This is a genomic window from Psychroflexus maritimus (assembly GCF_011089875.1).
Taxonomy (GTDB): domain Bacteria; phylum Bacteroidota; class Bacteroidia; order Flavobacteriales; family Flavobacteriaceae; genus Psychroflexus; species Psychroflexus maritimus.
Map to the genome: position 1 here is coordinate 183,918 of NZ_JAANAS010000001.1, position 26,056 is coordinate 209,973.

Annotated in this window: 17 protein-coding genes; all 17 read right to left on the reverse strand. The window is 35.1% G+C overall.

Going from position 1 to position 26,056, the window contains the following annotated elements; all coding sequences use genetic code 11:
- Window positions 1-26 precede the first annotated feature (26 nt).
- The gene (locus G7034_RS00835) at window positions 27-752 is read right to left on the reverse strand and encodes an energy transducer TonB (RefSeq protein ID WP_166399055.1); all 726 of its coding nucleotides are present in this window, start codon (window positions 750-752) and stop codon (window positions 27-29) included.
- 83 nt (window positions 753-835) lie between these two features.
- On the reverse strand, window positions 836-1,564 hold the full coding sequence (locus G7034_RS00840) for an energy transducer TonB (protein WP_166399056.1): 729 nt from the start codon (window positions 1,562-1,564) through the stop codon (window positions 836-838).
- 37 nt (window positions 1,565-1,601) lie between these two features.
- A complete protein-coding gene (locus G7034_RS00845) occupies window positions 1,602-2,006 on the reverse strand; it encodes a VanZ family protein (RefSeq protein ID WP_262886459.1) in 405 nt (134 codons plus the stop codon).
- Window positions 1,978-2,358: a glycine cleavage system protein GcvH gene (gcvH, locus tag G7034_RS00850; protein ID WP_166399058.1), complete on the reverse strand. Its 381-nt coding sequence runs from the start codon at window positions 2,356-2,358 to the stop codon at window positions 1,978-1,980. Before gcvH ends, G7034_RS00845 begins: the two co-directional genes overlap by 29 nt.
- Before the next feature lie 15 nt (window positions 2,359-2,373).
- A complete protein-coding gene (gene sov / locus G7034_RS00855; RefSeq protein ID WP_166399059.1) occupies window positions 2,374-9,648 on the reverse strand; it encodes a T9SS outer membrane translocon Sov/SprA in 7,275 nt (2,424 codons plus the stop codon).
- Between the two features lie 7 nt (window positions 9,649-9,655).
- The gene (ruvA, locus tag G7034_RS00860; RefSeq protein WP_166399060.1) at window positions 9,656-10,237 is read right to left on the reverse strand and encodes a Holliday junction branch migration protein RuvA; all 582 of its coding nucleotides are present in this window, start codon (window positions 10,235-10,237) and stop codon (window positions 9,656-9,658) included.
- 76 nt (window positions 10,238-10,313) lie between these two features.
- Entirely contained in the window at window positions 10,314-12,611 is a 2,298-nt protein-coding gene (locus G7034_RS00865) for an NADP-dependent malic enzyme (protein ID WP_166399061.1), read from the reverse strand.
- A gap of 64 nt (window positions 12,612-12,675) precedes the next feature.
- Window positions 12,676-13,608: a tRNA epoxyqueuosine(34) reductase QueG gene (queG, locus tag G7034_RS00870; protein WP_166399062.1), complete on the reverse strand. Its 933-nt coding sequence runs from the start codon at window positions 13,606-13,608 to the stop codon at window positions 12,676-12,678.
- Window position 13,609: 1 nt separating this feature from the next.
- Window positions 13,610-14,935: a cytochrome P450 gene (locus tag G7034_RS00875; protein WP_166399063.1), complete on the reverse strand. Its 1,326-nt coding sequence runs from the start codon at window positions 14,933-14,935 to the stop codon at window positions 13,610-13,612.
- Between the two features lie 2 nt (window positions 14,936-14,937).
- Complete coding sequence (ruvB, locus tag G7034_RS00880) at window positions 14,938-15,963, reverse strand: Holliday junction branch migration DNA helicase RuvB (protein WP_166399064.1); 1,026 nt, start codon at window positions 15,961-15,963, stop codon at window positions 14,938-14,940.
- 111 nt (window positions 15,964-16,074) lie between these two features.
- The gene (locus tag G7034_RS00885; protein WP_166399065.1) at window positions 16,075-17,892 is read right to left on the reverse strand and encodes a cytochrome c oxidase subunit I; all 1,818 of its coding nucleotides are present in this window, start codon (window positions 17,890-17,892) and stop codon (window positions 16,075-16,077) included.
- 18 nt (window positions 17,893-17,910) lie between these two features.
- Window positions 17,911-18,957: a cytochrome c oxidase subunit II gene (locus tag G7034_RS00890; protein WP_166399066.1), complete on the reverse strand. Its 1,047-nt coding sequence runs from the start codon at window positions 18,955-18,957 to the stop codon at window positions 17,911-17,913.
- A 21-nt stretch (window positions 18,958-18,978) separates the two neighbouring features.
- Window positions 18,979-20,256, reverse strand: a complete 1,278-nt coding sequence (locus tag G7034_RS00895) for a quinol:cytochrome C oxidoreductase (RefSeq protein WP_166399067.1) — start codon at window positions 20,254-20,256, stop codon at window positions 18,979-18,981.
- Window positions 20,257-20,281: 25 nt separating this feature from the next.
- Window positions 20,282-20,788: a c-type cytochrome gene (locus tag G7034_RS00900; protein WP_166399068.1), complete on the reverse strand. Its 507-nt coding sequence runs from the start codon at window positions 20,786-20,788 to the stop codon at window positions 20,282-20,284.
- Window positions 20,789-20,896: 108 nt separating this feature from the next.
- Window positions 20,897-21,418 (reverse strand): DUF3341 domain-containing protein, encoded by a 522-nt coding sequence (locus G7034_RS00905; protein WP_166399069.1) that lies wholly within the window; start codon window positions 21,416-21,418, stop codon window positions 20,897-20,899.
- A gap of 2 nt (window positions 21,419-21,420) precedes the next feature.
- On the reverse strand, window positions 21,421-22,920 hold the full coding sequence (gene nrfD, locus G7034_RS00910) for an NrfD/PsrC family molybdoenzyme membrane anchor subunit (RefSeq protein ID WP_166399070.1): 1,500 nt from the start codon (window positions 22,918-22,920) through the stop codon (window positions 21,421-21,423).
- 33 nt (window positions 22,921-22,953) lie between these two features.
- Complete coding sequence (locus tag G7034_RS00915; RefSeq protein WP_166399131.1) at window positions 22,954-26,022, reverse strand: TAT-variant-translocated molybdopterin oxidoreductase; 3,069 nt, start codon at window positions 26,020-26,022, stop codon at window positions 22,954-22,956.
- Window positions 26,023-26,056 lie beyond the last annotated feature (34 nt).

A 26,056-nucleotide genomic window follows, 5' to 3' on the forward strand; every position in this document is an offset into this window, starting at 1 on the left:
TCTCGGGTTTTTAGGTATATTTATAATTAATCTTGTATTTGAAAAACAATTGGGAGATTATAAGAAACTCTTACTGCTCTTCCTCTTTGTTTACCGGGCTTCATATCAGGCAACTTGCTAACCACTCGCTCACCTTCTTTGGTAAGTCTTGGGTGCTGAGATCTACCACGTACATTCACAATATTTCCATTTTGGTCTATCACAAAAGAAATATATACACGGTTAATGCCAGAAAGACCTAAATCTCTACCAATACTAGTATCAAACTTTTTGCTCACATAGTCTTGAATTTTTTGTTGCATACATTGTTTTCTAGCTTCGTTTGTCTTTTCTTTTTCACATCCAGGAAAAACAGGCACATCAGAAATACTAGAAAAAGGAACTTCTTCAATTACATCATCAGAACCTATATCTGCTACTTCATCAACTTCTACAATTTCATCTTCAAGATCAACTTCAGTTTCTTCAATCTCAACCTCCTCTTCTTCAGAATCATCTTCAATAATTTCAATAATTTCTGGTGCTGGTGGCGGTGGTGGAGGTGGTGGTGGAGCTTGAATCATTTCCGTAATAGGCACTTCTTCATCGTCTAAGAGGTTCATCTCAACAATCTCCTCTTGGTACTCTGTCTTATCGTAAGTTTTCCACTCTATCATAACATAAGAGAGCGCTAACATAAAAACTAGACCTAATTGGAAGAATAAAAAACTCTTTTTACCAATATTTGCTTTTTCCGATTTTTTTGGTTTCATATTTATCTTTTTTCAAGCGTTAAAATTACTATTTTTTTTGGGAATTGAAAGTTTTGAACACAAAAATTGATTTTAAGTTTTAGTTAATTCACTTTAATTATAATAGGCAAAGAATAAATTACCTTAACATTTTCTTGATTATGAACAGCTGGAGTGAATTCAGGTAAGTTTTGAATAATTGATTTTGCTTTTAAGTTGAGCTTCTCTGAAATAGAGTTTGTAAATACATCAATAACTTTACCGTCATGGTTTACCGTAAATTGCACATAAATCTTAACTCCATTGTCTTCTTTTGATAGATAAGGACGTAATTTTTTTGAAATTATTTGTGCAATTTTTTGATGCATACAATTTTTTTGATCTACAGAACTGGTAAATTGTTCACAACCGCGAAAAACAGGCGCTTTACTCACGCTAGCATAAGGTAAGGTTTCTATTATTTCGGTTTTGGGAAGGTCGTCTATATCGTCTATATGAGCAATGTTGTCGTCTAAATTCAAATCAAACAATGAGCTTTCAACATCATCAGGGTCAGGTCTTTTTTGAGTTAAATCCTCCTCTACAAGAGGTGGCTGATTTAAAACTTCAGGCTTGCTTTGCTTAGGCATTTTCACCTCCTTTTTAACGCTTGACATTGCAGGTTCATCTGCTATACTTTTATTGATCTGAAAATACTCATCTTCAGGAAATTCTTTTACATAGTAAGTTTTGTTTTCAATAAGAATAAGGCTAATAAATAGCACAAAACAAAGACTCACTAAAAAATACAATTTTGATTTTGCGTTTAAGTTTTCTTTCTTTTTAAGTTTCATTAGATAAGGAATTTTAGGTTATTAAAATTGACCTTAACTACTTACCGGGTTTCTTTTTAGAAATAGTATAAAGAATAAAGAGAACTATTCCAGAAAATAAAGCTCCAAGGCTATTAAACAAAATATCTCCATAATCAAAACTACGGTGAGTAGTTAATCTGTCTTGAAGTATTTCAATTATAATGCCAAAAAAAACTGAAATCAGAAAGGAAAAAATAAAAGTATGATAAAACGACTTTCTTAAAGCGAAGTAAAAATACATGAACCAACTTGCAAAAAATACAGCATATTCAATGAAATGGACGTATTTATCGATATAAGGAATGGAAACCGAGGGAAGTTTATCGGTTTCCATCAAAGATAAATAAATTATTGACAAGCTAATTATTAAGCTAAAAACTATCCAAAAAATTTTATCCGTCAATATGTGTTTTATACGCATCTGCGTCTAGTAAATCGTTAGCTTCATCTGCATTTGAAAGTTTAATCTTGATGATCCAGCCTTCCTGATAAGGGTCTTCATTCACAACTTCAGGTTCCTCCTCAAGTCCTTCATTAAACTCAATAACTTCACCAGACAAAGGCATAAACAAGTCGGAAACTGTTTTTACAGCTTCTACTGTTCCAAAAACCTCATCTTTAACTATGGTTTCGTCTAAAGTTTCTACTTCAACATAGACAATATCGCCCAATTCTCCCTGAGCAAAATCGGTAATTCCAACTGTTGCAATGTCTCCATCAATTTTCACCCATTCGTGATCTTTTGTGTACTTTAAATCCTGTGGTATATTCATTTTATAAGTGTTATATTAATTTCCAAAGTTGTAAGTTAATGTCAATCCAGATCTAATTGTTGTTTGTGGAAAAATAGTAGAAATTGCGTTTTCCGTAAAAATGTGATCATAAAAGAAAATAACTGTCAATTGTTTAGACAGCATATAGTCTGCTGTAAAATTAATTTGCCAAATATTCTGTCCAGACACAGTTCTATTATTATCAACATCCAGCGCTCTAATTAAGGTTTCATTTTGCCTTAATGCTAAATCTAATTTCAAATTTAGGTCTCCACTTAACACCCTTCTGTTTCCTTCAAATTGAGTTACTATTCGTAAGTCTTTAATTCGATAACCTAAACCTACTACGTATTCTTGTCCTTGCATTTCGGTTAAAAGGTTGTTATCAAAACTCAATGACAAAGAACGATCTCTTCTAATTTCAGTAAGTACGCTCACTGAATTCTTCATTTCAAAATCTAATCGAATTAATGGTGAAAACAACTCGGTTAAATTTACGTTCGCAATATACAATTCATTTCTGAAGTTTCCATTAGAGTCTTTATTGAATTGACCAAAAGGGTCTCTTCTATCATACTGCAAATTGGATTGGAACATATTCATGGTGTACATAGATTGGTAACCATGCTGAACAGAAAAACGATTAAACCTATCCTTAAACCACTTTACTTTCATCAAACCGGTGTACTTTAAGTTCCAATTCGGTAAAGGGGTTTCTCTAAAAGCACCAAGACTTACAGATTCGGGATTTTCTCCCATATAAGCAGCCAAAAATGCGGGTAAAAGCACCGATTGACTTGATCTACCAAAACCATTTGGGTAACCGTTTTCATCTAAATTTTCTGGATTATTTGGATTAATCCCAGCATTTTCTGCTAATCTTCTTGCTATTACCAATCTATTGTCTCTAAACTCTTGGAAAACAGGCGAATTTGTTCTAGTACTTTCAGAAAAAGCAGTTTTAATCAACATGGTTGAGATACTATAATTCCCAAAGGTATTAGGAGTAAGCGATTGGTATTGAAGGCTTTCTCTATCTACTCTAAAGTTTTCTGTATAGGTGTCTGAATACATGCGGTTAGCCATAACATCTATAGTTAAGCCTTGCATAGGTTTTAAGCCTGCATTAAAATCTAGTTGTTTGTTTAGAGTTCTATTGTATTGCTCGTTAAAACCTTGAAATTCTGTTAATTGACCATTCAATGCCGCTCTATTTCTAATATCCCGCTGACTTCCAAAAGTAAATAGTGGTGAAGGCTGCAACGTTCCAAAACCTATATCGTGGGTAAACCCTGGTAAGAACATACCTCTTGTTTCAGACATATTGAGCTGAAGCCTTTCTATCATCGTAATAAGGCTAACTCCTAAATTATAAAAGTGGTCTCCAAAATTCAATTTGTCTTTTAAATTATTATCATCCTTTTTTGGATTATCGCTTACCTTAGCAGAGACTGATGCTCTTCTTCGGTCTCCTCCTCTTCGGTTCAATTGTTGTTGACGTTGCCCCTGACCTTTGTCAACCTTTCGTTTTTTTAAGTTTAAATAATTATACAAACTTGCCATATTCAAGTTTGTGTTTAATTGATGCACCTGAGAATTCTGAATAGTGTTTCCAATGTTTGGAATTCCTTCTAAGTTTCTTAAAATCTCTGAACCTCGTTGCCATTGAAATGTTCCTGTGTATGAATAATCTGCTTGAATAAATTCTAACGCAGGAATTTTATCAAAGGGAATACTATAATTCATTTGTAAATTCTGAAGATGGTTATTAGCTTCTCCGGTATTAAAAAAACCATCCCAAATACCCACTCTCGGGTCTTGATTAAGATTTTCATCCAAGTAATTTCTAACTATTCGATTATTGTTTACATTAAAATTGAAGGTTAGATTTTGAGTTAAACTCCAATCAATGGCGTACTGCAAATCAAAAAAGTAGTTTCTTTGAAATAAGGTTGGAAGACCTAGGCTATCTTCAGGCAAATTAAACTCTCTAAAATTAACTTCGCTATATTGTCTTAACACACTTGTACTAGCGGTAATACTATTAGGCAACAAATTAAGGTTGAAATCTTTAAACAAATCAAAGTATTCACTTTTATCAAAAAAACCTACATTTTTTAGAGGCTCAAACTCTAGGGGAGTAAAGTTAAAACCATAGTTAGCATTAAAATCTATATTTTGATCTAAACTTCTGCTAATTTCAAAATCTCTATGGTTGGTCTGATTATAAGTTCCTGAAAAGGTAAAATTTTCAATATCCCAGGGCATAGGCACATTCCCTTCGCCTACTCGCTCTTTTCTTAAGCCAATAATACTAAGGCTTTGGCGTTTGGTATAGCTTTCTGCTCTTCGTTGAAATTCTTCTCTATCATTGGCATCTTCTGTATTGGCAAGTAAAGTTTCAAGCTCAATGTCTAATAAAATTGGGTCAAATTGAGGGGTAATTAATTCTTCTCCAATACTGTAATTAAATGGAATTTTAATTCCCCAATCTTCCGGAAGTAATTGACCAATATTTATACCTGTTACTACTTCATATTGTTGTGCATCTTCCCTGCTTCTTTGGTTAGGTTTTTCTTCTATACCACCAAAACCAATTGTATTTTTACTTGCTGAAGCTGTAACATTCATAAAATCGGCTACATTAGCATCCATATCTAAAATAGCCGCCCAACCGCCTTGATTTCTAAGTTCAGAAATTCTTAATTCGTTGAACCAGACCGAACCAGAAATATCTCTATCTGAAGCATTTCTAAGTCCGAGCATTAAGACTCTAATATTTCCAAAACTGGGATTTCCCTTTATTCCTACCCTAATATTTCCTGCCTCTGTAAAATCGGGTGCGGGGTTTCCGTCTTCATCAAAAAAGTTTAAATCTAATGAGCTAAATTGGTCACTACCAATTACAGTTGATTTAATTTGTTGAAGTAACTCTAACGGAACTTCCATATCGTTTTCTAAAGGCCACACCTCTCGCTCTGCAGTAGCCTGACGGTCTGAAACCTTAAGAGGCACCTCTATTTCATAAAAATTATTGGTAAAATCAATTCCCATTCTAATAACCGCAACCATTTCATTATCTTCCAATTGAACTTCTGGAGGCGGTAGTGCCTCTGCGTGCAGGAACATTTCTAAGTATTTATATTGCCGCATATCAATCTGGAAGTTCTTAAAAACAGCTCTAGAGTCGTTAGGTTGTAGGTTTTTTGTAGTTAAGGCTAAGGATTGTTCATCTTCTCTAATCGCTACATTGTTATTCACCATTTGTTCTCTAATTACACCAGGCGGAGTTACATAACGCGATGTTATTTCCTCGCTTACAGGAGCCACTTCAAGGGTAGTTGCAGAGTTGGTAATGGGGTCTGTACCATTGGGAACAACTGGTTGGTCATAGGTCAAGTAATCCCCACGCACTAAATCCATTGTTCCAAACCTTAATACAGTTTCCTGCTGAAATTCGGTTAAGAACATACGCATAAAACGCACCGCTCTTAAATCTGAAATTCCACCTACGGAAAATTCTGGCGATGTTCTTAAGGGAACTCTAAACTGAACCCATCGAGCTGGTATTTCGGCTCCGTTTGGAGCGGTGGTAACCACTTCCTTAACATCAGTTATATAGTCACTATTTACACCTGAAACACTACTTGTATTATTTTCTACACTCATACCTGGATAAATAGGCACTTCGTATTCAAAGTAACTATCTATGGTATTCATGGTATTATCACGATCTACATCCTCTACATCGGGCTGGGCAGAATTTCCACGATTGTTTTGTCCTACACCTACGGGATTATTTCCTTCCATACCGTTGTATAATTCGTAACGCTCTAAAATCCCTCCTTCACGTTGTAAATAAAATTGATAATCATCTCTTGCAGGATCATCAAAATTAGCAAATTGAGGAAATTGTTGTGTTTCTAGGGCATTATTAAAACCATCTAATCCAACATCTTGATTTACACGATCGTCTCCCTCTGTATCAAAGGCATAAACTAAAGATTGGTTGGAAGGTACTTTAGCAAAATTTGTGGTAATGGTGTTTTGGGTTCCTCCGTCCTCTGGAAGTCCATTTTCAAATTGCTTTCTTCCATCTTTGAGAATGTCTTCTGAAATACTTCCAAAATTAAGAACAACTTTTCCTCCTGGATTGTTTTGATTTTCTTCGTAAATGAAGGGATCCATTAACCAAAATTCAACAAACTCTACATTGGCTCGCTCAAAGTCTGTGGTTTCCATACCTCGCATTATCCCGGCAAAATTTTGTTCTGGATTTGGAAGTGAATTATCTCCAGCGCCGGCTGGATTGTAGTTGTACATACCTCTTTCGTCAGGTTTATAAACCAAATCTAAAGAGAAGATAGTTTGAAATTGTCCTGGTACAATATCTCTATTAGGAAAAATCTCATTAATCAGTATTCGCCTAGAATACCAATGCGATAAATCATCGTCAGTCATTCCTGGTGGGCGCTGAGTGCTGTAAAATATTGGGTCAATACTGTACCAATTTAATTTTCCTCTATAGTAGCCTGTACTAATTTGATCGTTTCCATCAAAGTTGCCATTTATGTCGTTAGGCCCTCTATAGCCAACAGGTACACTTGAGAGTCTCCAAGCATCTGCACCAAGCACAGAAATTGTAGTTTGCGATGCTTCAAAATCATCAACATAAGAAGCATCTCTTCCGCTAAAGTTATCGGCAGATGGTGTACTTGGACTCAAATAAGCAAACTCACCTCTAAGGGAAAAATTAGATTCTACTTCGGTATTGATATTGGGTAATTTGTTAACCATTCGGGTTAAAAAAGGAACCTCTGTGTTATAATTAAAATTGACACCATACATGGTATTATTAACCGGCTCACTTCCAAAGTTAGCTTTTTGTGTGAGTGGTCTTTCATTCATGTTGAGGAAAGTACCTCCAATCAAAAGCTCTTCAGAGAATTCGTGTTGAACGTCTATACCCGTAAACCGTTTAGTCTGTCTTCCGAATACAGCATTGTTTTCAGTAGAAACCTGAATAGGTGTATCTGAAGCTAATAAAGCATCATCTAAAATCTGGACCAATCCAAGCTCGTAATTAACGGTATAATCAACTCCTTCTTGAAGTTGTCTTCCTCCAGCAGTAACTTGCACAGAACCTCGCGGTACATTCATTGCTCCAATAGGAATTCCTTCCTGACTAGAGGCTTTGTATTGCCCTCTAAGCTGAAATTTATTTCGTTCAGCTTCTTGTTGCATGGCTTGTGTTTTAGTAGTGTTATAAAGGGCTTGAAAGACATAGAATTCTTGATTTTCATTCCAAGTATCTTGGTCTGTATAATCTTCAGTAAGTTCATCCTGCAACTCTTCAAATAAAAACTCACCAAAAGGTTCAACTTTAGTAAACATAATTAAACCATTTTGAGGGTTTATAGTTACACCTGGAATAAAATCAAAAAAACCATCACTTCCGGGTAAGTTACCGCCGGCATTAAGTCGGTCAAAATTAAATAATTGAAGTAAATTCAATTCATTGACTTCATCAGGTAAAGGCAAAGCACTTTCTGGGGGTTGCTGAAGGAAATTAACAGGTTGTGGATCTGTATATAAAAGATTAAATCGAAACCTGTCCTCCTCAATATCAAAACCTCCAATACTGTAGATGTTTTTCATCATCAAATCCCAAACTGGTTCTGTTATGTTGGTAATTGGACTTTTAAGCATCTTCACAATTAAGGCTTGGTTGGAGGAAATATTTTGTTCTTCTTCTTGGTCAGGGTCTTGGTTTGGGTCCGATATAGGTTGCGAAGAATCTACACCATCATTTGCAAATTCACCTACTTTAAATACTTTACCATTAGAAGTATATTCATAAGCAACTGCTAAAATTTCATCATTATTAATTCGTTGATTTAAGCTAATGTAACCCAGTTGCGGATAAAGAGTGTATTCATTTGAGCTTAGCTGTCTTGCATTTTCTAGGACTGCATAATCCCTTCCTTCGCTCACCGCTGGGTTGGCTGGACCAAAGCCTTGTCCAACAGTAGAGATATCTCTAATCTGCGAATTTAGAATAGTAGAACCTGCTCCTGTGATTGCTGTGGGATTAAATAAGTTATTTCTATTATCGGGCAGGTTATTGGGTTGTGTAATAAAGTTTGGAACTGGAGAAGGAATAGAATTTCCATTATTATCCTGAAATAGGCCCATTTTTGTATCATCTGATTCTCCTATATCTTGAATAGCAACAATGTTTCTAGCATTTTGAAAACTTTGAGGATTATTTGTTCGGTTAGTGACCCAAATTTGGACACGTGTAATTTGAAACTGACTATTAATAAAAGGATAGTTAAGCAAGGCCTTATCATATTCGTCTCTAAATCGTTGCGCTAAGAAAAAGTGTCTATTCTCATCGTATTCAAGAATAAATTTATCAAATTCTTCTACTGTTCCACCTCCTTCTACATTGACACTTTGGCGTTCAGAATTTAATTCAGAAAAAACTCCTGTGATTGTTGTTTTACCAAATTGAAGTTGTGCTTTCACCCCAAACAAACTTTCAGCGCCTTGAATTAAGGAGCTATTGAGCGGCATATTAATGTTACCTACTTCAATGCTTCTTAGAATGTCATCTTCATCAGGTTCATATTCTAGACGAATTTGATTTTGAAAATCAAATGTAGATTGGGTGTTATATTCAGCAGCAATGGATACACGTTCACCCACTTGCCCATCCATGCTCAAATTAATACGCTGATCAAAATCTAGGGTGGTATTACTTTGGTTTCTAGGAGAAATGGAAGGGTTATCTTGTTTAGAATACAAAACACCTAAATCCATAGAAACCTGACCTCTAGGAGTGATTTCAATTTTATTTCCACCAAATATGCGTTCAAACAAACCATTATTAACATAAAAAGCAGGTATCAAGTTTTTATCTTCATCACCTTCTTCTGCTTTTTTAGCGGCATCTGCTTTCTGCTTAAAATAGTTTTTCATTTCCTCTCTAAGAATTAAGTCTTCATATTCTTCGGGAGTTAAAACTAGGGGGTAATCTATATCAACATTATTAATCTGTGCGGTAAAAATATAGCGATTGATGATGGGGTCATAGGTGTAGGATTCTTGAACGCTTTTTAGTTTTGGAAGTTTTACATTTCCAAGTGTGTAACTTGTTTCTAAAGAATCCTGCTCAGTCTCTTCTTCTTCCTGAGCCTGAAGCTGGGCAACAGAGAAAAACAGAACAAAGAACAAAAATGCAATCTTACAGCAAAGCTTTCCTAATGAATTTATCACTCTAAACATCAATTGATTACAAGTTTTTTAAAGCTAACTTTATTATTGATTCTACAGAAGCATCAGGAGTTTGTTTAACAATTTTAGCAACTACTTTTTCTGCTTGTTTTTTTGTATATCCTAATGTCTCTAGTGCTGATAACGCTTCTTCCTTATGAGTATTGTCTTTAAATGTTAATTTTTCTAAAGAAGTTTCAACTTGAGTAATCTTATCTTTTAAGTCTATAATAACTCTTTGGGCTGTTTTTGCTCCTATTCCTTTTATACTTTTAATGGTATCTACATCAGCTTGAGCTATAGCTTGGATAATTTCTTCAGGGCTTAAGGAAGAAAACATAAGTCTAGCGGTGCTCGCACCTATACCAGAAACGCTTATCAATTTTCTAAAAACTTCTCTTTCTGGCTGAGTATAAAAACCATATAAGGTATGGGCATCTTCTCTAACTTGAAGATGAGTATAGAGTTTTAAAAATTCTTCGTTAGGAATTTGCTCAAAAGTATATAATGATATATTTAAAAAATACCCAACTCCATTGCAGTCAATTACTACATGAGTTGGGTTTTTTTCAACTAATTTTCCAGCTATTTGAGTGATCATTTCGTTTCATTTTGAAGTGACCAAAAGTAACAAAAAAATTGAAAGCAAAAACTATCATAAAAGAAAATCAGGCGGTTTATTCGTGTTTTGTTTTTCGCTTTGCTTTTTGTTGTGCGTCAATTACAGCAACCGCAGTCATATTCAACATTTCTTCCACACTTGCTCCTAGCTGAAACACGTGAGCAGGTTTATCCATACCTAACAAAATTGGACCAATTGAGTCTGCCTCATTTACCTCTTTAAGCAATTTATAAGTTGAATTAGCTGCATCCAAATTAGGATAAATCAAAGTGTTTACTTTTTTATTGTTTAATTTAGTAAAAGGAAAATTATTTGCTCTCATTTTTCGGTTTAAAGCAAAATCTGCCTGCAATTCTCCATCAACATTAATCTCTGGATGATTCTCATGCAAGTATTCTACCGCTTTTGCAACCTTTGAGGCCATTGGGTTTTTGGAAGAACCAAAATTAGAATAAGACACCATAGCCACATTGGGTTCTAAACCAAACATTTTAACCGTGTAGGCTGTCATTTGAGCTATTTTAGCTAACTCTTCAAAATTAGGGCTTATGTTGATTGAAGTATCAGAAATAAATACAGGTCCTTTAGAAGTGTTCATTAAGTTAGTTGCAGCCACTTTAGAGACTCCATGCTCTTTACCAATAATTTCTAAAATTGGTTTTAAAGCAGACGGATAGGCTCTTGAATAGCCTGTTAACATGGCGTCTGCATCAGCTTCAACAACCATCATAGCAGCAAAGTAATTACGTTCTCGCATTAATTTTTCGGCATCAAACAATGTAATCCCTTTACGTTGTCTTTTTATCCACAAAGCTTTAGCGTATTTCTTAAGTTGCTCTTTTTGCTCATCAGATTTAGGGTCAATAATTTGAATTTTATCGGTTTCAAAATCTAATTCATCCATTAGTTCTAAAATAACCTCTCTACGTCCTAACAGAATGGGGATAGCAATGCCCTCGTCATAAGCAATTTGAGCTGCTTTCAAAACATCAAGGTGATCTGCTTCTGCATATACAACTTTTTTAGGGTTTGATTTAGCTCGGTTATGAAGTAAGCGTGTTATTTTGTTTTCATTACCCATTCGCTCAAGCAAATCTTTAGCATATTGATCCCAATCTTCAATTGTTCCTTGAGCTACGCCAGAAGCAATAGCTGCTTTAGCAACAGCTGGAGGAATCTCTCCAATCAATCTTGGGTCAAAAGGTTTGGGTATGATATAGTCTCTACCAAAAGCTAATCGAGTTTCTGCATAGGCAATATTTACTTCTTCAGGAACTGGTTTTTTAGCCAACTCTGCAATGGCTTTCACAGCTGCCATTTTCATTTCTTCATTAATTTTGGTAGCCCTAACATCTAAAGCTCCTCTAAAGATAAACGGAAATCCTAACACATTATTTACCTGATTGGGAAAATCTGTTCTGCCTGTAGCCATGATTACATCCTCCCTAGTATCTACTGCGGTTTGGTAATCAATTTCTGGGTCTGGATTAGCCATTGCAAAAACAATTGGATCATCGGCCATTGACCTAAGCATTTCGGGGCTTACAATTCCTCCCACAGATAAACCCAAAAGCACATCTGCGGCTTTCATAGCCTCTGCTAAGGAGGTATATTTTTTGGCAGTAGCGTAGTTCATTTGACGCTCAGATAAGTCTTGACGCTCTTTGTGTAGCACACCTTGACTATCAAACATCACTACATTTTCTGGTTTAACTCCTAGCAAAACATAAAGATCTGTACAAGCCATTGCGGCTGAACCTGCTCCTGACACAACCAATTTTACTTGTTCTATGTTTTTGTTTGCTAATTCTAGCGCATTAAGCAAGGCTGCTCCAGAAATGATTGCGGTTCCATGTTGGTCATCGTGCATCACTGGAATGTTTAGCTCTTCCTTTAATCGGTCTTCTATTTGAAAAGCTTCAGGGGCTTTTATATCTTCTAAATTAATTCCTCCAAAAGTAGGAGCAATTGCTTTTACAGTTTCAATAAATTTTTCTGGATCTTTTGCATCTACTTCTATATCGAAGACATCAATATCAGCAAAAATTTTAAACAAGAGCGCTTTTCCTTCCATTACCGGTTTAGATGCTTCTGGACCAATATCTCCAAGCCCTAAAACAGCAGTTCCATTAGATATTACGGCTATTAAATTTCCTTTGTTAGTGTATTTATATACTTCTTCAACATCTTTGGCTATCTCTTTACAAGGCTCAGCAACCCCAGGCGAATAGGCTAAACCTAAGTCCCGTTGTGAACTGTGCTTCTTAGTTGGGACTACTTCAATTTTTCCTGGTTTTGGTTTAGAATGATAGACTAACGCGTGTCTTCTCAGTCTTTTTTTACTTACATCCATAAGTTATAATTTAAAACGGTGTCTTTATTAGCTTGAGAAATTTATCGGCAAAATAAAATTTTAATCATTTTTGATTGATAAACTTTATATTTCTTTTTAAGCCTTCAAATTTAGTTCTTTTTACGGCAGATTTCTTGAAAATTTCATTAAAAACCTCCTTTGTTATTTCCTTCCAATCTTCTTTAGAATTTTTAAGTAAGCGCTGGTCTGGATTAAATAAAGGTTGATTGTGTGGTTTACTAAATTTATTCCAAGGGCATACATCTTGACAAATATCACAACCAAAAGCCCAATCTTCAAATTGATTGGCCATTTCTGTTGGCAATTCATCTTTGAGTTCAATAGTAAAATAAGATATACACTTGCTTCCGTCCACCACATAAGGTTCAACTATAGCTTGGGTGGGGCACGCATCTATGCACTTTGTACAGCTTCCGCAATGATCTGTAACTGGTGTATCATAAGCTAAATCTAAATCAACAATTAATTCAGCAATGAAATAAAATGAACCTACTTGCTTAGTAAGCAGGTTAGAATGTTTACCAATCCAGCCTAGGCCACTTCTCTTAGCCCAAGCCTTATCTAAAACTGGAGCAGAATCTACAAAAGCCCTTCCTTCAATAGTTCCTATTTCTGCTTGAAGTTCCTGCATTAACTGCTTAAGTAAATCTTTAATTACAAAATGATAATCTCTTCCGTAAGCATATTTACTAATTTTGTAGGTGTCTTCTTGCTGAAGCTCTTGTGGATAATAGTTATAAAGCAAAGAAATAACCGACTTACTTCCCTCTACTAATTTTGTTGGATCAAGGCGTTTATCAAAGTGGTTTTCCATGTATTTCATTTGCCCATGTTTGCCTTCATTTAACCACTTTTCAAGACGAGGCGCCTCGTCTTCAAGGAATTCTGCTTTACTTATACCACACGATAAAAAGCCCAACTTTTTAGCTTTTTGCTTAATGGTGTTTGATAGCTCTTGTTTCCTTTGGGTATTCATTTTATTTTAGTTTTAATGAAATGATGGCATTCTTAGGTTTTAAGCTGATTAATGGTGTTATTTCAATATCTTCAAAATGAGGTATTAATTCAAATTTTTTAAACATAAAATGAAAGATTAAAGTCATTTCATACATTGCAAAATTATTTCCAATACATTTTCTTGGTCCCGCCCCAAATGGGAAAAATTGTTTTGAGAAATTTTTAGCTTGACTGAAGCGTTCTGGTTTGAATTTCAGTGGGTCTTCCCATAAGTTTTCTTTTCTATGCATAGCATAAAGTGAAAACAAAAATGTTGTATCTGAAGGAAAATCGAAACCATTATAGGAAAAACTTTCATTGTTAACACGATCTATAAAATACACCGGAGGATATAAACGCATTGATTCGTTGATTGTGTTTGATAAATATTCACTTGAACCAACTATATTCATTAAATAATCGCCTTCTTTGGCTGAAATTTTATTTATTTCAGCAGTTATAGCAGCATAAACATCTTGATTTTGAGCCACCAACTGAGTAGTAAAAGTAAGTGCATTAGAAGTAGTTTCATGACCCGCAATAAACAGAATTAAAATTTCATCTAAAAGTTGGTTCTCAGTCATCACCGAACCATCTTCATAAGTTGACTGTAACAACAAATCTAACAAGTCTTTATTTTGAGTGGGTTGTTTTTTTCGTTGAGCAATAATGTCAAGGATTAAATGGCGGGCATCATTGGTAAGTTGAATTTTATCTTTTAGTTCACCGCTTAAACTAAACCACCATCTTTTATAAGGTTGTCTTAATTCTTTAACAAGCATAAGTTGAGCTTCCTCTGTGATCAACTGAAGTCGTGCAATCTCACTATCAGAAATAGCGTCTCCAAATAAAGATTTGGCAACTACCTTAAAAGCTAAAGTGCTAAAAAATGGAAAACTATCAAATTCTTGATTCTTAGGAAGATTCTCAATTTCTTTTTCAATGGTTTGCCGCATAAGTTGAAGCAGAGAGAAAATATTTTTTTTATAGAACGTAGGTTGAAGTAACTTTCGTTGTTTTTTCCAATCATCCCCTTCATTAGTAAGTAATCCTTTGCCCACATATTTCACTAAGTCTTTAGTTTGAATAGCTGACTTTCTGAAGTTTTTTTGATCTTGTTGAAGGGCGTGTAAAGCCAACTCAGGATTCCTGCAAAACAATACAGATTTTCCTAATCCTAAGTTTAATTGAAATAAGTCACCATGTTTATCAAAATTAGATTTATGAAAAGGCAAAGGGTTTTTTAAAATTTGAGTAGAATTTCTTAAAAACTGAAAGACTGAAACTTCTGGTATTTTTTTTTGCATAATTAAAATAATCCTCCTTGATTGGTACTAGGCTTAACAACACCTAAGTGTTTATAGGCCTCTTGAGTAGCTTCTCTACCTCGTGGAGTTCGCATTAAAAAGCCTTTTTGAATAAGAAAAGGCTCATAAACTTCTTCAATGGTTTCTGCATTTTCGCTTACTGCTGTAGCTAATGTTGAAATTCCTACGGGACCACCTTTGAATCGATCTATAATAGTGCGAAGAATTTTATTATCCATTTCGTCTAATCCATGAGCATCAACACTTAATGCATTTAAAGAATACTTAGCTATTTTCATGTCTATTTTACCATTGCCTTTAATTTGAGCAAAGTCTCTTACTCTTCTTAAAAGCGAATTGGCTATTCTAGGAGTACCGCGACTTCTACCAGCGATTTCGATGGCTGCTTGTTGCTCTATAGGAACATTTAAAATTCCGGCGCTTCGCTGAATAATATGCGTTAGTAATTCTGTGGAATAATACTCTAAGCGACTAGAAATACCAAATCTTGCTCGCATAGGAGAGGTAAGTAATCCGGAACGAGTGGTAGCACCGATTAATGTGAAAGGATTTAAATTAATTTCAACGGTTCTAGCATTGGGACCACTTTCAATCATGATATCAATTTTGTAGTCTTCCATTGCTGAGTACAAATACTCCTCTACTACAGAGGACAATCGATGAATCTCATCAATAAATAGCACATCACGTTCTTCTAAATTAGTGAGCAAACCAGCTAAATCGCCAGGCTTATCAATCACAGGTCCTGAGGTTACTTTAATATTAACCTCTAGTTCATTGGCAAGAATGTGAGCTAGTGTAGTTTTACCAAGCCCTGGCGGGCCATGAAGCAAAGTATGGTCTAAGGCATCTCCCCTAAGATTTGAAGCTTTTACAAAAACCTGAAGATTTTCTAAAGCGTGTTGCTGACCAGCAAAATCATCAAACGAAAGTGGCCTCAAAGCTTTATCTATTTCAAAATCTTCATTAGAGAAAGATTCACCAGTAGGGTCTAAATGTTCATTCATGATACAAATATAAGCATTACAAAAGTAGAAAATTTGTGTTTGATAAAATGATATAAAAGAAAAAAAGCCTTTTGTTATCCAAAAGGCTTTTTTAAAATATTATTGCTTAAACTAGTGATTTAATTCTTCTTCATTGTCATGTAAAGGAACATTTTGAGGAATAAAATCTTGACCAGGAATAACATAATCGGTTTCTTCTTTATTCATTTTGCTATAGTCATAAGACCAACGATAAACCTTTGGTAATTCACCATACCAATTGCCATGAATATGCTCAACAGGTGCAGTCCATTCAAGCGTATTTGCTCTCCAAGGATTTTGAGAAGCTTTTTTGCCGTAGAATATGGAGTGAATAAAATTATAAATAAAGAACAACTGTGCAAATGCAGTTAAAAAGGCAAATAAGGTAATCAAGACATTCACATCTGCTAAGTCGTCAAAATAAGGAAAAGCAGTATTTGTATAGTAACGTCTAGGCAAACCAGCCATTCCAATAAAATGCATTGGGAAAAAGACGCCGTAAGCACCTACAGCAGTAATCCAGAAATGAACATAACCTAAGTTTTTGTTCATCATTCTTCCAAACATTTTCGGGAACCAATGATAAACTCCGGCAAATAGCCCATACAATGCAGATATACCCATTACTAAGTGGAAGTGGGCTACTACAAAGTAAGTATCATGAACATTAATGTCAAGTGTAGAATCACCTAAAATAATTCCTGTTAAACCACCAGTGATAAAAGTAGAAACTAAACCAATGGAAAATAGCATACCAGGATTCATCTGTAAATTACCTTTCCAGAGGGTGGTAATATAATTAAATGCTTTTACCGCCGAAGGAATGGCAATTAATAAAGTAGTAAATGTAAAAACAGAACCCAAGAATGGATTCATACCCGAAACAAACATGTGGTGTCCCCAAACTATTGTTGATAAAAAGGCGATAGCTAATATTGAAGCGACCATAGCTCTGTAACCAAAGATTGGTTTTCTTGCATTGGTAGCTATTACTTCAGAGGTAATACCAAGGGCTGGAAGTAAAACAATATAAACCTCAGGGTGACCTAAGAACCAAAACAAGTGCTCATAAAGAACTGGTGATCCACCTTGATGACTTAAAACTTCACCTTGAATATAAATATCACTTAAAAAAAATGAGGTGCCAAAACTTCTATCCATAATTAACAACAATGCTGCTGATAATAAAACAGGGAAAGATACAGTACCGATAATTGCTGTTACAAAGAAAGCCCAAACCGTAAGAGGGAGTCTAGTCATAGACATTCCTTCAGTTCTAAGATTTAAAACTGTTACAATGTAATTTAGAGAACCTAAGAGTGAGGAAGCAATAAAAATAGCCATTGATATAAGCCACAATGTCATTCCCATACCAGAGCCTGATATTGCTTCAGGTAAAGCACTTAAAGGAGGGTAAACGGTCCATCCTGCAGAGGCAGGTCCAGATTCAACAAATAATGAAGACAGCATGATTACTGAAGAAATGAAAAATAACCAGTAAGAAACCATATTCAAAAAGCCAGAAGCCATATCTCTTGCACCAATCTGAAGTGGAATTAGTAAATTACTAAACGTACCACTTAGGCCTGCAGTTAAAACAAAAAAGACCATGATAGTACCATGAATAGTTACTAAGGCAAGATAAACCCCAGGATCCATAACTCCATCGCTTCCAAATCTACCAAGTAAAGCTTCAAAAATCCAGAAAGATTTTTCAGGCCAAGCCAATTGGATTCTAAATAAGAGGGACATAGCAATTCCTATGAAACCCATAATCAAACCAGTAATTAAATACTGTTTTGCAATCATTTTATGATCTGTACTAAAGATGTACTTTTCAATAAAAGTTTGTTCGTGGTGATGATCATGTGAATGATCCTCTACATGTGCTTGAGATACTGCAGACATATTTAATTAGTTTTCTTTTTAATTATTCATTAATTCGCCAAAAGTCTGTTGCTCAGAGAGCCATTCTTGGAATTCTTCTTCTTCTTCAACTACTATTTTCATTTGCATATTGTAGTGAGAAACACCACATATTTTATTACAAAGAAGGTAGTATTCAAACTCATAGTTTTTTTCTTCATCATCCAAGTCTTCTCTTTCTTTGCGAATATCGTTAATAGTTGAAACTTTATCAACCATATAATCTGTATTTCGTATTTCTTTAGTAGTTGTTGTGGGTGTGAAACCAAATTCTGTTACCATACCAGGTACCACATTCATTTGTGCTCTAAAATGAGGAAAATAGGCAGAGTGTAAAACATCTTGCGATCTAAACTTAAACAAAACCGAACGATTTACGGGTAAATGTAACTCGTTAACTATAACGTCATCAGCAGCATAAGGGTCGGATTCGTCAACACCGAGCTGATTAACACCTTCAATAAACCTTACATTAGCTTTACCTAGCGTTTTATCTTCGCCAGAGTACCTAGCTCTCCAGTCAAATTGGTAAGCATAAATTTCAACTACTAATGTATCTTCTGTTTCTTCAGGATTCATGATTTCAGACCAGCTAAATAATCCATAGATAATAAGTCCAGCTAGTACAACCACAGGAATAATAGTCCAGATAAATTCTAGTTTATCATTATCGGCATAAAAAAGGGCTTTTTGTCCTTTTTTTCCTCGATATTTATAGCTAAACCAATGCAGTAGGGCTTGCGTAAAAACTTGTACGACCATAATTATACCAATAGATATAAACATCAAGCGGTCATAATCAGCACCATGCTCTGCAGCTGCTTCAGGTAAATAAAGTTTGCTGTAATTCCAGAAAGAATAAGCCATTAATAGGTAAAAGAATACCATAAAAGCAAGCATAATTTTCCCTTGTGTATTATTGTCTTTGTTGTCGGCTATTTGAGAATCATCTGCATCGGCAGGCTTCGACAATTCTAAAATCTTAGAAATTTGCCAAAAAGTTACTCCTAAAAGTGCTACAACAATTATGATAAGAAAAACTGTCATTTTATATAGTTCTATAAGTTATTAATAATGGAAATGTTTACTTTCTTTAAGTAATGGAAAATTCTTAGCTACTAATGGAGCTTTTGTAAGGGCGTTAAATATAACATATAAGAAAAGACCTCCTATAAGTAATACGGAACCGATTTCAGCAGCACCGAACGACCAAGATTCTCCAACAGTTCCAGGCATAATCATCACGTAAAAATTAATGTAATGACCAACTAAAATAATTACACCTGCCAAAGATACAATCCACGGAATTCTTTTAAACTCGGTATTGATTAAAATTAACATAGGTAAAAGAAAGTTCAAAAAGAAAGTTCCGAAAAATAAAAGTGGGTATTGTTCTATACGTTGCACATAGTACACTGCTTCTTCAGGAATATTAGCGTACCAAATCAACAAGAATTGCGAAAACCACAAGTATTCCCAAAATATACTAATTCCAAACATAAATTTAGCTAAATCGTGGATATGACTATTATTAACTTGTTCTAAGTAACCTTTAGATTTTAAATAAAGAGTTACTAAAGCAATAACTGTAATTCCTGAAACAAACATACTAGCAAATACAAACCATCCAAATAATGTACTGAACCAGTGCGTGTCTATACTCATAATAAAATCCCAAGAAAGCATAGATTCAGTAACAATAAAGAACACTAAGAATCCAGCAGATAATTTAAAATTCTTCTTAAACAAAGCTGGGTCAAATCCTTCATCGAGTTTAATTGAGTTTTTTCTTAAACGGCTGTAAAAGAATGCCCATCCAACAATATAAATAGCAGCTCTAATCAAGAAGAAAGGTATATTTAAATAGCCGGTTTTATTGGCAATTATTTCGTCATGAGCTACTACATCAGCATCCATCCAAATAAAAAGATGGTTAAGATGCAAGGAGGATAAAACCAACAGCACGAAGACAATAACACCACCTGGAAAAATATAGGCAGAAATTCCTTCCATAACCCTAAATAAAATTGGGGACCAACCTGCTTGTGCAGCGTTTTGAATAGCATAAAAAGCAAGAGCTCCAGCTGCTATTAGAAAAAAGAATAAAGCTGCAGTATAAATTGAAGCCCAAGGTTTATTCTGCAGTTGATGAAAAACATGCTCTGCATGTTCATCATCATGAGCGTGAGCTTCATCAGCATGTCCGTGGGCATCACTTGAAGCTAATATTTCATGAACTTCTTCAACAGAGGAAGGCACATTTATAAATCCATAGATTAATCCAATTGCACCTACTACCATAAGAATGATAGCTGTTAGCTTAAGATTTTTTGATATTGTATACATAGTTACAAATTGTCTTTATAATTAGTTATCTTACTACAGGATTTTCAACATCCTCCACAAATTCTTTTTGTTCTTTATCTTCTAAAAGATCCTTAAGGGTCATCACATAATGAGTAAGCTGCCATAACTCTTCATTGCTCATTTGAGAAGCATAAGATCCCATGGTATTGATGCCATGATACATTACGTGATAAACACTTCCTTCGGTAATTGCCCTACCAACATCATCATAGCTAGGAACACCTAAAATCTTCTCCCGTTCAACAAGGTAGCCTTTACCATTGCCTTTATCACCATGACAAGTGGCACAATAAATAGCATACATTTCCTCCCCCTTATTGTAATTTTCTTCAGTATAAGGTAGCGGATTTTTGAGTTCTGCTTTAGCTAAGTCGTAGCCCTCAGCAGAATCTTCATAATCATAAGGCAACCAGCCTCTTGAAATAGATTCAGCAACAGGCTCTAAGGCTTGCTGACCATCTTGAAAGATACTATACTCACCATAAGTTTCATAAGAAATTGGTTCATACATATCAGGAAAATATTGAAAGTTAGGCTTACTTTTATCGAAACAGGAAGTCAGGATAAAACTAAACATCAATACATATATTAAACTACTATAGCGCTTCATATTTATTCGTTATTTTTTTAAATCAATTTCTACCGCACCAGTGGTATTTAAAAACTCTGCTACTTCTTGTATATCATTATTACCAACGCTAACTTGCATTAAAAAATGATCATCTGTAGTTCTAGGATCAGGGTTTTCGGCTTTTTTGAAAGGCCATAATTTACTTCTCATATAAAAAGTAATAACCATCAAGTGAGCAGCAAAAAACACAGTCATTTCGAAAGCAGTAGGTATAAATGAGGGTAAATTTTCAATTAAGCTAAAACTTGGTTTACCTCCAATATTTTGTGGCCAATCAATAATCATTATATAATTCATCATTGTTAAGGCAACAGAAATACCTACCAAACCGTAAAGGAATGAGGTTATGGCTAAGCGAGTGTGCTTAACTTTAAGTAATTTATCTAATCCATGAACAGGAAAAGGGCAAAATACTTCTTCAATGCGATAGTTTTTGGACTGCACTTTTTTTACAGCTTCCATCAAAATATCGTCATCTTTATAGAATACATTTAAAACTTTAGATGCCATAATTATTCGCTTTTAGAGTTTGCATCAGAAGAATCGTTCTTCGAATTTGCTTCTGCTATTAATTTTTTAAAATCAGGAAGTGTTTTTGGTTCAGGCATTTCATACAAATTAGCATCATCACCTTTTTCCTCTCTAATTTTCTTGTATTTTTCACCTGAAGATTTCATTATCGATTTAACCTCTGCTTGAGCAATTACCGGGAACGTTCTTGCATAAAGTAAAAATAAAACAAAGAAAAATCCAATCGTTCCGATGTAAATTCCTATATCAACAAAGGTTGGTGAGAACATAGTCCAAGCAGACGGCATGTAATCACGGTGTAGAGAAGTTACAATAATAACAAATCGTTCAAACCACATCCCTATATTTACAACTATCGAAATAAAGAAAGAGAACATGATACTTCTTCTTAATTTTGGAAACCACATAAATTGTGGAGAAAAAACATTACACGTCATCATAGCCCAATAAGCCCACCAATAAGGCCCTGTTGCTCTATTTAAGAAGGCATATTGCTCGTATTCAACTCCTGAGTACCATGCCATGAATAATTCGGTAATATAGGCCACCCCTACAATTGAACCTGTAATCATGATGACAATATTCATTAACTCTATATGCTGAACAGTAATATAATCTTCAAGACTAACAACTTTACGCATAATAATAAGAAGCGTATTTACCATAGCAAAACCAGAAAAAATTGCCCCAGCTACGAAGTAAGGTGGGAAAATAGTGGTATGCCATCCTGGAATTACCGAAGTAGCAAAGTCAAAAGATACAATAGTATGTACAGAAAGTACAAGTGGTGTAGCTAATCCAGCTAATACCAAAGAAACTTCTTCAAAACGTTGCCAGTCTTTAACTCTACCACTCCATCCAAAGGAAAGAATACCGTAAATATGTTTTTGAAATGGCTTTACTGCACGATCTCTTAGCATAGCAAAGTCAGGAAGAAGTCCTGTCCACCAAAATACTAATGAAACCGACAAATAAGTTGAAATAGCAAATACATCCCATAAAAGCGGTGAATTAAAATTAACCCACAAAGACCCATATTGATTGGGAATTGGAAGTACCCAATAAGCTAGCCATGGGCGCCCCATGTGAATAATTGGAAAGAGACCTGCTTGCACAACAGAGAATATAGTCATTGCCTCTGCAGAACGGTTAATGGCCATTCTCCATTTTTGTCTAAAGAGGAGAAGTACAGCAGAAATAAGTGTACCAGCGTGACCGATACCTACCCACCAAACAAAGTTGGTAATATCCCAGGCCCAGCCAATGGTTTTATTTAGACCCCAAGTTCCAATTCCAGTAGATACCGTATAAACTATACACCCTAATCCCCATAAAAAGGCAATTAAAGCAATTGAAAATACTATCCACCATGATTTATTAGCCTTACCTTCTACAGGACGCGCAATTTCCACGGTAATATCGTGGTAGGACTTATCTCCTGTAACTAAAGGCTTTCTAATAGGTGCTTCGTAATGAGACATAATTTACTATTATAAGTTATTCTAATTAATTAATTAAGCTTCGTTTGTGTTTCTAATTTTTGTGTGATAGAAAACATTTGGTTTGGTACCGAGGTACTCTAACAAGTGATAAGTTCTATCGTCTTCTTTCTTTTTAGCAACAAGGCTTTCTTTATCATTTATATCTCCAAACACCATCGCACCATTGTCACAAGCATTAGAACAAGCGGTTTGGAATTCTCCATCTTTAATAGGTCTTCCCTCTCTTTTTGCTTCTAAAATTGCTAATTGAGTCATTTGAATACACATTGAACATTTTTCCATTACCCCTCTTGAACGAACTGTAACATCAGGGTTTAATACCATTCTTCCTAAATCATTATTCATGTGGTAATCAAACTCATCATTCTTGTTGTATCTAAACCAATTGAATCGTCTTACTTTATAAGGGCAGTTATTAGCACAATACCTTGTTCCTACACATCTGTTATAAGTCATGTGATTTTGACCTTGTCTTCCGTGAGCAGAGGCCGCTACGGGACAAACAGTTTCACAAGGCGCATGATTACAATGCTGACACATTACAGGTTGGAAAACAACTTCTACATTTTCTTCAGAAGGCTTTTCTAATTCACCAAATTCAGATAATGCACTTGAAAGTCCTTTAATATTATCTTTCTTTTCGTAATCTCCAATCAATGTTTCATTAGAAGAATAGTAACGGTCTATACGCAACCAGTGCATATCTCTACTCTTTCTAATTTCAGATTTTCCTACAACTGGCACATTATTCTCACTATGGCAAGCAATTACACAAGCTCCACAACCTGTGCAAGCATTTAAATCGATAGATAGATTGAAGTGATGTCCAATTGAACGATCAAATTCATTCCAAAGATCAACATCAGGAGAATCTACAGGTGTTTCTTGGTGATCTAAAGAAACCTGAGGTGTTTTATTCCAATAGTCTTTATCTTTTGTATTAAATATTTCTAAGGTAGTTTCTTTGATAATGTCTTTTCTACCCATCATGGTATTGTGCAGCTGAATACAAGCAAATTCATGCATTCCTGAAGCTTTTTCAATCTTCACTTCTTGCACTTTGCTGAATTGATTATACAATGGGTAAGCGTTTACCCCCACCTGCATTTCTTCTTGAATAGATTCTTTTTTCCCATATCCCAAGGCTAAACCAACAGATCCATTAGCTTGTCCTGGTTGTATGTAAACAGGAACGTTTTGAAGTGTTGTATTTCCTACACTAACATTTGCATAGCTTCCATTTAATGCACCATTAGATACATTTTCATTGATTAATTTTAGGCTTTCTGCATCAGCTCTTGAAATAGTTAAGTAGTTATCCCAAGAAGTACGCGTAATTGGGTCTGGGAATTCTTGTAGCCATGGATTATTAGCCTGCTGTCCATCACCAAGACCTGATTTAGTGTATAAAGTCAACTCAAGTTCTTGAGCATCGGACTTAACTAGCTTTGAAGCTGCAGAATTTGCATTAAAAGCAGGAGATTCTTCAGTTGGCACAAAATCTTCAGAGACTTTGTAAAATCCATCGTGCAATGTACGATTCCATGAAACGCCTTCATGTCTATTAGAAAAACCTGCTTTTATATAATCGTAATAAGCTAAAGAATTATCAGTCCAATCAAGCAAACACTCTTGGAAGTGTCTTGTATTAAAAATAGGCTTAATTGTTGGCTGAATAAGCGAATAATCTTGATAAGTTAAGCGAACATCACCCCAGCTTTCAAGATAGTGTGGAAGAGCCCCAACGTAAGTCGAAACTTTTGCAGTTTCATCCATTGTTAAGGAAAAATCAACTGTGGTATCAACTTTTTCAATTCCAGAGATAAATTCATCTGAATTTGGCAAAGTATATACAGGGTTAACTCCACACATAATAAGCGCTCCAACTGAGCCAGCATTCATATCTTTAACAAGCTGTGCTACTTTTTTAGCATCGCCTTGTCTAATCATTCTTGGATTAGCAAGGTTAGTCAACTGACTTCCTAAAGCTTCATTGATCTCTAAAGTCATCATTTGAGCATCCAAATCATCAATTCCGCAGAGTAGAACAGCGTTTTTACCTCCTTTTTTCAAAGACTTGACTGCTTTAGCCACTGCTTTTTTATGTGCATCACCTAAATTAGTGCTCGCAACACGGCTAACAACTTGGTTATAAATTTCAACTAAGATTTGTTTTTGGGCAGATGGTTTAGTTGCAAATCGTTCATCTGAATTAGCTCCAGACAAAGTCATATTAGCTTCAAATTGATAATGCTTAGACATCTTTCCGTCTTTTGGCACTCTAGATTTAGAGTAAGCCTCATCAAATCCTCCGCCTAGCCAATCGCCTAAGAAGTCGGCTCCAATACCAACTATACTTTCTGCATTGGTTAAATCATAGTTAGGCAAAGCCCTTAGTCCGTACTTACTTTCAAAAGCATCAAGCGCGGTAGTTTCCGAAACACTATCGTAAACCACGTGCTCTACATTGGTATATTTTTCAGAAAACTCTTTTATCAATTGTTGTGTAGAAGGAGAAGCAAAAGTTTGTGTTAGCAATACTATTTTATTGGAAGTATTTTCCAATTTAGCACGAACTTCTTTATTAAAAGTTGACCATTTAGAAGCTTGTCCATCAATCATAGGATTTTGAAGGCGCTTGATATCGTAAAGCGACAACACAGAAGCATGAACTCTAGGCTTTCCAGCAGTTAAAGACGTAGCTTCTTTGTTACTTTCTATTTTGATTGGCCTTCCCTCTCTTGTTTTAACTAAAACACTAGCAAAATCAAAACCATCGGCAATGGTAGTTGCGTAGTAATCGGCCACGCCAGGAACCAAACGCTCAGGCTGAACAACGTAAGGAATCGATTTGATAACGGGTCCTTCACAGGCAGCTAAAGAAGCTGCTGCGGTACTAAATCCAACATATTTAAGAAAATCTCTTCGTGAGGTTTTTGAGCCTTCAAGGTTTTCTTTATCTCCTAAAAACTCATCAGTAGGTATATGCTCTACAAACTCATTTTGCTCAAGCGCATCAACAACAGGACTATTTTCCTTAAGTTGCTCTGCACTTTTCCAATATTTCTTTTCTGATGACATATCTTGATTCAAATTTTCTTCGTTCATAAATAAA

Excerpts from the sequence above, each read along its gene's own strand:
- G7034_RS00835 (WP_166399055.1), bottom strand. The coding sequence starts at position 752 with ATGAAACCAAAAAAATCGGAAAAAGCAAATATTGGTAAAAAGAGTTTT.
- G7034_RS00840 (WP_166399056.1), bottom strand. The coding sequence starts at position 1,564 with ATGAAACTTAAAAAGAAAGAAAACTTAAACGCAAAATCAAAATTGTAT.
- G7034_RS00845 (WP_262886459.1), bottom strand. The coding sequence starts at position 2,006 with ATGCGTATAAAACACATATTGACGGATAAAATTTTTTGGATAGTTTTT.
- gcvH (WP_166399058.1), bottom strand. The coding sequence starts at position 2,358 with ATGAATATACCACAGGATTTAAAGTACACAAAAGATCACGAATGGGTG.
- sov (WP_166399059.1), bottom strand. The coding sequence starts at position 9,648 with ATGTTTAGAGTGATAAATTCATTAGGAAAGCTTTGCTGTAAGATTGCA.
- ruvA (WP_166399060.1), bottom strand. The coding sequence starts at position 10,237 with ATGATCACTCAAATAGCTGGAAAATTAGTTGAAAAAAACCCAACTCAT.
- G7034_RS00865 (WP_166399061.1), bottom strand. The coding sequence starts at position 12,611 with ATGGATGTAAGTAAAAAAAGACTGAGAAGACACGCGTTAGTCTATCAT.
- queG (WP_166399062.1), bottom strand. The coding sequence starts at position 13,608 with ATGAATACCCAAAGGAAACAAGAGCTATCAAACACCATTAAGCAAAAA.
- G7034_RS00875 (WP_166399063.1), bottom strand. The coding sequence starts at position 14,935 with ATGCAAAAAAAAATACCAGAAGTTTCAGTCTTTCAGTTTTTAAGAAAT.
- ruvB (WP_166399064.1), bottom strand. The coding sequence starts at position 15,963 with ATGAATGAACATTTAGACCCTACTGGTGAATCTTTCTCTAATGAAGAT.
- G7034_RS00885 (WP_166399065.1), bottom strand. The coding sequence starts at position 17,892 with ATGTCTGCAGTATCTCAAGCACATGTAGAGGATCATTCACATGATCAT.
- G7034_RS00890 (WP_166399066.1), bottom strand. The coding sequence starts at position 18,957 with ATGACAGTTTTTCTTATCATAATTGTTGTAGCACTTTTAGGAGTAACT.
- G7034_RS00895 (WP_166399067.1), bottom strand. The coding sequence starts at position 20,256 with ATGTATACAATATCAAAAAATCTTAAGCTAACAGCTATCATTCTTATG.
- G7034_RS00900 (WP_166399068.1), bottom strand. The coding sequence starts at position 20,788 with ATGTATGAACCAATTTCTTATGAAACTTATGGTGAGTATAGTATCTTT.
- G7034_RS00905 (WP_166399069.1), bottom strand. The coding sequence starts at position 21,418 with ATGGCATCTAAAGTTTTAAATGTATTCTATAAAGATGACGATATTTTG.
- nrfD (WP_166399070.1), bottom strand. The coding sequence starts at position 22,920 with ATGTCTCATTACGAAGCACCTATTAGAAAGCCTTTAGTTACAGGAGAT.
- G7034_RS00915 (WP_166399131.1), bottom strand. The coding sequence starts at position 26,022 with ATGTCATCAGAAAAGAAATATTGGAAAAGTGCAGAGCAACTTAAGGAA.